This is a genomic window from Streptomyces sp. NPDC002044 (genome assembly GCF_040296725.1).
In the GTDB taxonomy this organism is placed as follows: domain Bacteria; phylum Actinomycetota; class Actinomycetes; order Streptomycetales; family Streptomycetaceae; genus Streptomyces; species Streptomyces antarcticus.
In genome coordinates this window covers 1-6,649 of the sequence record NZ_JBEOXU010000228.1, presented here as the reverse complement: position 1 = coordinate 6,649, position 6,649 = coordinate 1, and the positions used below count along the sequence as shown (strand labels likewise).

Below are 6,649 nucleotides of genomic sequence, written 5' to 3'. Positions count from 1 at the left end.
AGTGTGTGGGCCTGTGGTGTCGTCTCGGTGGCGGCAGCTTGTGCCAAGCCCTGCCAAGCCCAGTCCTGTTGCGCCAAGCCGTGCCCTGTCGTGCTGTCCGTGCCCTGCCCTGCCCTGCCCTGCTGTGTCGTGCGGGTGTGGGTGTGGGTGTGGGTGTGGGTGTGGTGCACCGCGGGTGTGGGGGCGGGTGTGGGTGCCGTGTGGGTGTGGGTGTGGGTGTGGTGTTCGGGTTGGGTGTGGTCTGACTGGGTTGGTGCGGGTGCGGGTGCGGGTGCGGGTGCGGGTGTGGGTGTGGGTTGGTGGTTGGTGGTTGGGGGGTTAGAGGTCCTAACAAAGGCGTTGGACGTGGCGGTGGGTGATGAGGCAGGTGGCAAGGCCGAGGAAGGCTTCGTGGATGTCGTCGCGTCGTTCCCATCGGATCCGGAGCCGTCGGAAACCGTGGAGCCACGCGATGGTCCGCTCCACGACCCACCGGTAGACGCCGAGGCCGGAGCCGTGCGGGACGCCGCGGCGGGCGATCACCGGTTTAATACCCATCGCCCAGACGAGACGCCGGTATTTGTCGTGGTCATAGCCGCGGTCGCCCAGCAGAGTGTCGGGTCGGTTGCGTGGCCGTCCGACCAGGCCGGCGACGGACGGGATCTTCTTCAGCAGGGGTATCAGCTGGGTGACATCGTTGCGGTTCCCGCCGGTCAGCGAGACGGCGGGCGGAATGCCCTGGCCGTCGACGATGAGGTGGTGCTTGCTGCCCGGACGTGCGCGGTCGACCGGGCTGGGCCCGCTTTTGGGCCCCGTCGAGCGGCCCGGACGTGGGAGGAGTCGATCACCGCCCTCGACCAGTCCAGCCTCTTCGCGACCCGAAGCTTCTTCAGCAGCACCAGGTGCAGCTGGTCCCAGACACCGGCGTCGTTCCACGCGGCCAGGCGCCGCCAGCAGGTCAGGCCTGACCCGAAGCCCAGCTCCTGCGGCAGGTACTCCCACTGGATCCCGGTATGCAGCACGAACAGGATCCCGCAGAGGGCCTGCCGGTCCGGCACCCGAGGGCGCCCCTCCACCTGTTTCGGCCCCGGCGCAGGCAGCAACGGCTCGATGAGCGACCACAGTTCATCCGACACGATCCACGGCCGCGACTGACGTTTCCCCACGGCCAGACCAACGACCACCCGAACCGAAAGTCACATGATCATCAGCTTCTGTTAGGACCTCTTAGGGGTGGGTGGTGAGGGTGGTGTGGAAGATGGTGTGGCCTTGTTGGTGGCCGGTGATGGTGGTGTGGTGGGGGGTGGTGGGGGTGGCGTGGATGTAGCAGGGGGTGTGGAGTTCGGCGTAGTGGTGGAATTGGGTGGTGATGGTGGTGGGGGTGTAGGTGCCGGGTGGGTGGAGGGTGTGGGCGGCTTGGCGGGCGGCTTCGATGAGGACCATGCCGGGGTGGTGGTCGCCTGTGTGTTCGAAGAGGATGGGGTGGTTGAGGTCGGGGTTGAGTTGCCAGCGGTGGGGGTGGGGGGTGGGGGCGAGGACGACGTCGTGGGGGTGGGTTCTGCCGGCGGTGGTGGGGGGGATGGGGGTGTGGGGGGTGTGGGGGTGGGGTGGGGTGGGGTGGGTGGGGGTGCCGCGGCGGCGGCGGTCGGGGGCGGGGGCGACGCAGGTGAAGTGGGCGGTGCCGTGGGCGACGGGTTGGTGGTTGCGGTGGATGGTGACGTGGAGGTGGCCGGAGAAGCGGGTGCCTTTCCATGTGAAGTCGGTGCAGGTGGCGTGGATGGTGAGGTCGCTGGGGCCGGGGCCGATGCGCAGGCGGTCGGGGTGGGTGGTGAAGTCGAGGTTCCAGAGGAGGACGTTGTGGGTGAGGGGGACTCCGTAGATGGCGTGGCAGAGGTAGAGGCCGGTCTGTCGGATGGTTTCGCCGGCCTGGACGGGGTCGTGGCTGGTGCCGTCGGGGCTGGTGAAGAAGGTGTGGGCGCGGGGCCATTGGCCGGTGAGGAGGTAGGTGTGGGGGCCGGTGGGTTCGCAGCCGGTGAGGAAGACTTCGGCGAGGGAGCTGCGGTGGACGTATTCCCGGGGGACGGTGGTGGTCAGTGCGGGGGTGGGGGCCTTGGTGCAGCGTGTCCAGGTTTGGGGTGTTTCGGTTGGGGTGGGGGTGGGTGTGTGCGTCTGGATCGTCAGCATGGTCATGGACATCTCCCGCGGAACCGTTGGACGGATGGGACGGGTTGCTCACGCGATTCGCAAGATACGGACTCTCCGGTTTTGTTTGCAAGGTTTCCGTGGGGTGGGGATGTCGGGGGTGTGTGGGGGGCGGGGGGCGGTGGCGGGGGTGGCGGGGGGCGGGCGTGACGCCGACCAGGGGATATCGGGGCGGGGGGTGCTGGTGGTGGTATCCGGTTGCGGGTTCCAAGTGGGAGCCGTGATTCCGGTCGTATGTGCCGGTCCGACAGGGTGTCGGCACGTGTTGTTCAGATGGCGGCCCGGGGGGCGGGTGCGGGGGCGGGTGCGGCGCCGGGCCGGGGGCGGCAAACCATTGGCAGGGGGGGTGGGTCGGTGGAAGACTCGGGGCCGCCGCCGGTAAGTTAAGAACCGGACGGGCGGTTTTTTAAACAGGGTGTTGACTGTCCGGTACGCCCTGTCGTCGCCGTCCTTCCTGGAGAGTTCCCAGATGATCCGTCAGTGCCCGATGGCGATCGATGTTTCCGGTGTGCGGATGCATGCCGAGGCGGCCCGTTTGCGGGGGGAGGGGCCGGCGGTGCCGGTGCTGTTGCCGGGAGGGGTCGGTGCGTGGGCGGTGAGCCGGCATGCGGATATCCGTCGTCTGCTGGTGGATCCGCGGGTGTCGAAGGATGCCTACCGGCACTGGCCGGCGTGGGTGAGCGGGGAGGTGGGGGGTGAGTGGCCGCTGGCGATCTGGGTGTCGGTGCAGAACATGATCACTGCTTACGGGGAGGAGCACACGCGGTTGCGCAGACCGGTGGCGGCGGCTTTCACTTCGCGGCGGGTGGCTGCGATGCGGCCGCGGATCGAGGAGGTCGTGTCGGGGCTGCTGGACGGGCTGGCGGCGCTTCCGCCGGGCGGGGTGGTGGACTTGCGGGCGGAGTTCGCGCACGAGTTGCCGACGCGGATCGTTTCGGAGCTGTTCGGGATTCCGGAGCGCTGGTGGGCGCCGCTGCACCGGATCATCAAGGCGTTCTTCGACACGGGGATCACCGCTGAGGAGGCCCAGCGCAACGCGGCGGACCTGCATGTGACCATGGCCGGGCTGGTGGCCTACCGGCGTGAGCACCCCGGTGACGACATGACCAGCGCGCTCATCGCCGCCCGTGACGCCGCCGCCCGTGACGCCGCTGCCCGTGACGCTGCCGCCCGTGACGCTGCTGCCCGTGACGCTGCCGCCCGTGACGCCTCGGCCCGTGATGCTGCCGCCCCTGCTGCCCCTGCTGCCCCTGCTGCCGCCTGTGACGCCGCCGCCCGTGATGCCTCGGCCCGTGATGCTGCCGCCGCTGCTGCTTCGGCCCGTGACGCTGCCGCCTGTGACGCTTCGGCCCGTGATGCTGCCGCCTGTGATGCCGCTGTTCGTGATGCTGCCGCTCCTGATGCCTCGGCCCGTGACGCTGCCGTTCGTGACGCGGTTGGCGCGGGAGCTGTTGGTGCGGACGCCTCCGCCGCGGACGCGGTGGATGTGGTGGATGGCAGCGCCGCTACCGCCGTCACCGCGGCCTCCGCCGCCGCTACCGCCGTCACCGCGGCCTCCGCCGCCGCTACCGCCGTCACCGCGGCCTCCGCCGCCGCTACCGCCGTCACCGCGGCCTCCGCCACCACCGCCGTCACCGTGGCCTCCGCCACCACCGCGGCCTCTGCGGCCGTTGCCGCGGCCGTCACTGCGGACGCGGTGGATGACGTCGCATCCGTATCCGCCTCCGCCGTCACGGAGGCCGGCGCCTCCGCCGTCACGGAGGCCGTCATGGTCACCGGTGCGGCCGCGGCCGTTCCCGCTGTTGCGGCCGCGGCTGTTCCCGGCGTTGGTGGCGCTGGCGCGGTGGAGGTTGTGGGTGTGGGTGTGGATGGTGTTGGCGTGGCTGCGGGTGGTGGGGGCGGGGTGGCCGGTGGGGTGGGGGAGCGGTTCAGTGAGAAGGAGTTGGTGGACAGTCTGATCTTGTTGTTCACGGCTGGTTATGAGACGTCTGTCAATTTGATCAGTTCTGCGGTGTATGAACTGCTGCGTGAGCCGGGTCAGTTGAAGCTGGTCCGGGAGGGTGGTGCGTCCTGGGAGGACGTGGTGGAGGAGGCGTTGCGGATTGAGCCGCCGGCGGCGTATGGGCTGGTGCGGTTTGCGGTGGAGGACATCGATATGGGGGAGGGGGTGGTGATTCCCCAGGGTGATCCGATCATTGTGTCGTTCGGGTCGGTGGGGCGGGATCCGGATCTGCACGGGGTGGACGCGGACCGTTTCGATGTGACCCGTCCTTCGCGGGGGCAGCATCTGTCGTTCGGTTTCGGGACGCATTACTGCCTGGGGGCGACGCTGGCGCGTCTGGAGTGCGCGATCGCGGTGCGGCGGCTGTTCGAGCGGTTCCCGGGGGTGGTGCTGGCGCCGGGGGAGCCGGGGCGGGTGGAGTCGTTCATCTCCAACGGGCTGCGGGAGTTGCCGGTGGTTCTGGGGGAGCAGGCACGCGACGCGGTCTGAGAGGCGCGGACACGGGAACCCCCGGAGTGCGTGGGGGCGGGGGTTCCTGGGGTGCGCGGACACGGGACTCCCCGGGGCGTGTGGGGGCGACGCCGTCTGAGACGTGCGGACACGGGAATTCCTGGAGTGCGTGGGGGCGGGGGCCCCTGGGGTGTTGTGGGGGCGGGGTGCGTGAGGCGTGTGGATGTGGTGGCTTGCGGTGCGCGGACACGGTGGCCTCTGGGGCGTGTGGGGCGGGGGGTGTTGGAGGTGCGTGGACGGGGGGATCCTCGGGGTGGGTGGACATGGTCCCGGTCTGAGGTGCGCGGGCGCGGGTACCCCTGGAGCGTGTGGACGGGGGGATCCTCGGGGTGGGTGGATATGGTCCCGGTCTGAGGTGCGCGGGCGCGGGTACCCCTGGAGCGTGTGGGGGCGGGTCCCGTTCCGTTTTGAGGTGCGTGGACGGGGGACCGCGGGAGCGTGTGGGGGCGGGTCCCGCTTGAGGCGCGTGAACGCGTGAACGCGCGAACGCGGGCCGCCTGAGCGTGTGGAGGCGGGCGGGCGGGTGCGGTGGGCGGGCGCGGTGGGTCGTGGTCCTGGGGTGTGGGTGCGGTGCCTGAGGTGCGGACGCGGGGCTGGGGAGTGCCTCCAGGCGCGGGGCGCTGGGTGGGCGTCTGAGGCGCGCGGGTGCGGGGCCGGGGACTGTCTCAGGCGCGGGGGCGCGGGGGCGCGGGGCCGCGGGGCGGGGGCTTGGGGGTGTCCGGGGTTTCTGGGTACGGGAGTTGCCGGGTGTGCGGGGGCGGGGCGTCCGGGGCCGGGGGCGGGTTCTCCTGGCTGCGGCTGCGGCTGCGGCTGTGGCTGCGGGGCGTCTGGGGCGGGCGGGGGCTGTCCGGGGCGTGGGGTGGCCGGGGTGGCGGGTGCGGGTTTCGGTTTCCGGGGGCCGGGGGCCGGGGGCCGGGGGCCGGGGGTGGGGGGCGGGGGCTGGTGGTGCGGGATGCGGTGTGGGGTGGTCGGGGGCTGGTTGGGAGGGGTGGTGTCGGGGTGGGGGGTGTGGGGTGGGTGGGGTGTAAGGGGTGGGTGGGTTGGGGGGTGGTGGCGTGGGGGTGGTGTCCGGGGGGCTGTTCGGGGGCCGCTTGATAAAATACGGACCTTCTGGTTGGTTTTAGTGAGGGTGGCCGATCCGGTTTGCGGGTCGGGCGGGTACGAGCCCTCGGACAACGGAGGCACCGTGGCACGGCAGGAGCGTGCGGTACGTACGCGTCGCGCGATCTTGGAGGCGGCGGCGTCGGTTTTCGACGAGCGTGGTTATGACGCGGCCACCATCGCGGACATTCTTGCGCGGGCGGGTGTCACCAAGGGTGCCCTGTACTTCCATTTCGCTTCCAAGCAGGAGCTGGCGCAGGGTGTTCTGGATGAGCAGTTCGCCGAGGGCGGGGTGCCGCACCGGGAGAGCAAGCTGCAGGAGCTCGTGGATGTGGCGATGGTGCTGGCGTACCGGATGAAGCGTGAGCCGATGCTCAGTGCCGGGGCGCGGCTTTCGCTGGGGCCGGGGATGCGGGAGATTTTCGGCGGGGGGTCGGTGCCGGGCTGGATCGAGTTCACGCGGACTCTGCTGTGCCGGGCGAAGGAGCAGGGTGAGCTGCTGCCGCACGTGGACCCGGCCGAGACGGCGTGGATCCTTTCGGCCTGCTGGACGGGTGTGCAGATCTATTCCCAGACCCTCAATGACCGTACGGACATCGAGGAGCGGGTGGCGGCCGTCTATCAGCACATCTGCCCGAGCATCGCGACGCCCGCGATGCTCGCGCGGCTCGATATCGCCCCTGACCGGGGGCAGCGGGTGACCGCGGAGATGGGGCCGGGGCCGGGGCGGCCGGTGCAGGAGCACGATCCCGCGTTCTCCTGAGCCCGGCCCCGGCCCCGACCAGTTGGCCGATGGTGCCGCCGGTCGCGATGGCCAGGACCCCGAACACGATGCCCATCGCGGCGGCCTTGTCG

Annotated in this window: 4 protein-coding genes; 2 read left to right on the top strand and 2 right to left on the bottom strand. The window is 70.8% G+C overall.

The window, feature by feature from the left end; genetic code table 11:
- Positions 1 to 327: 327 nt before the first annotated feature.
- A protein-coding gene (locus tag ABT106_RS30290; protein ID WP_502979530.1) for an IS5 family transposase occupies positions 328 to 1,145 on the bottom strand; the annotation gives its coding sequence in 2 pieces (ribosomal slippage) (positions 328 to 813 and positions 816 to 1,145; 816 coding nt in all).
- 61 nt (positions 1,146 to 1,206) lie between these two features.
- Complete coding sequence (locus ABT106_RS30285) at positions 1,207 to 2,169, bottom strand: ScbA/BarX family gamma-butyrolactone biosynthesis protein (RefSeq protein ID WP_351283785.1); 963 nt, start codon at positions 2,167 to 2,169, stop codon at positions 1,207 to 1,209.
- 499 nt (positions 2,170 to 2,668) lie between these two features.
- Here ABT106_RS30285 and ABT106_RS30280 point away from each other — a divergent pair, with 499 nt between their 5' ends.
- Entirely contained in the window at positions 2,669 to 4,672 is a 2,004-nt protein-coding gene (locus ABT106_RS30280; RefSeq protein WP_351283782.1) for a cytochrome P450, read from the top strand.
- A gap of 1,207 nt (positions 4,673 to 5,879) precedes the next feature.
- Positions 5,880 to 6,557, top strand: a complete 678-nt coding sequence (locus ABT106_RS30275; RefSeq protein WP_351283779.1) for a ScbR family autoregulator-binding transcription factor — start codon at positions 5,880 to 5,882, stop codon at positions 6,555 to 6,557.
- Positions 6,558 to 6,649: the final 92 nt, after the last annotated feature.

Coding starts and splice junctions, on each gene's coding strand:
- ABT106_RS30280 (WP_351283782.1), top strand. CDS start 2,669: ATGGCGATCGATGTTTCCGGTGTGCGGATGCATGCCGAGGCGGCCCGT.
- ABT106_RS30285 (WP_351283785.1), bottom strand. CDS start 2,169: ATGACCATGCTGACGATCCAGACGCACACACCCACCCCCACCCCAACC.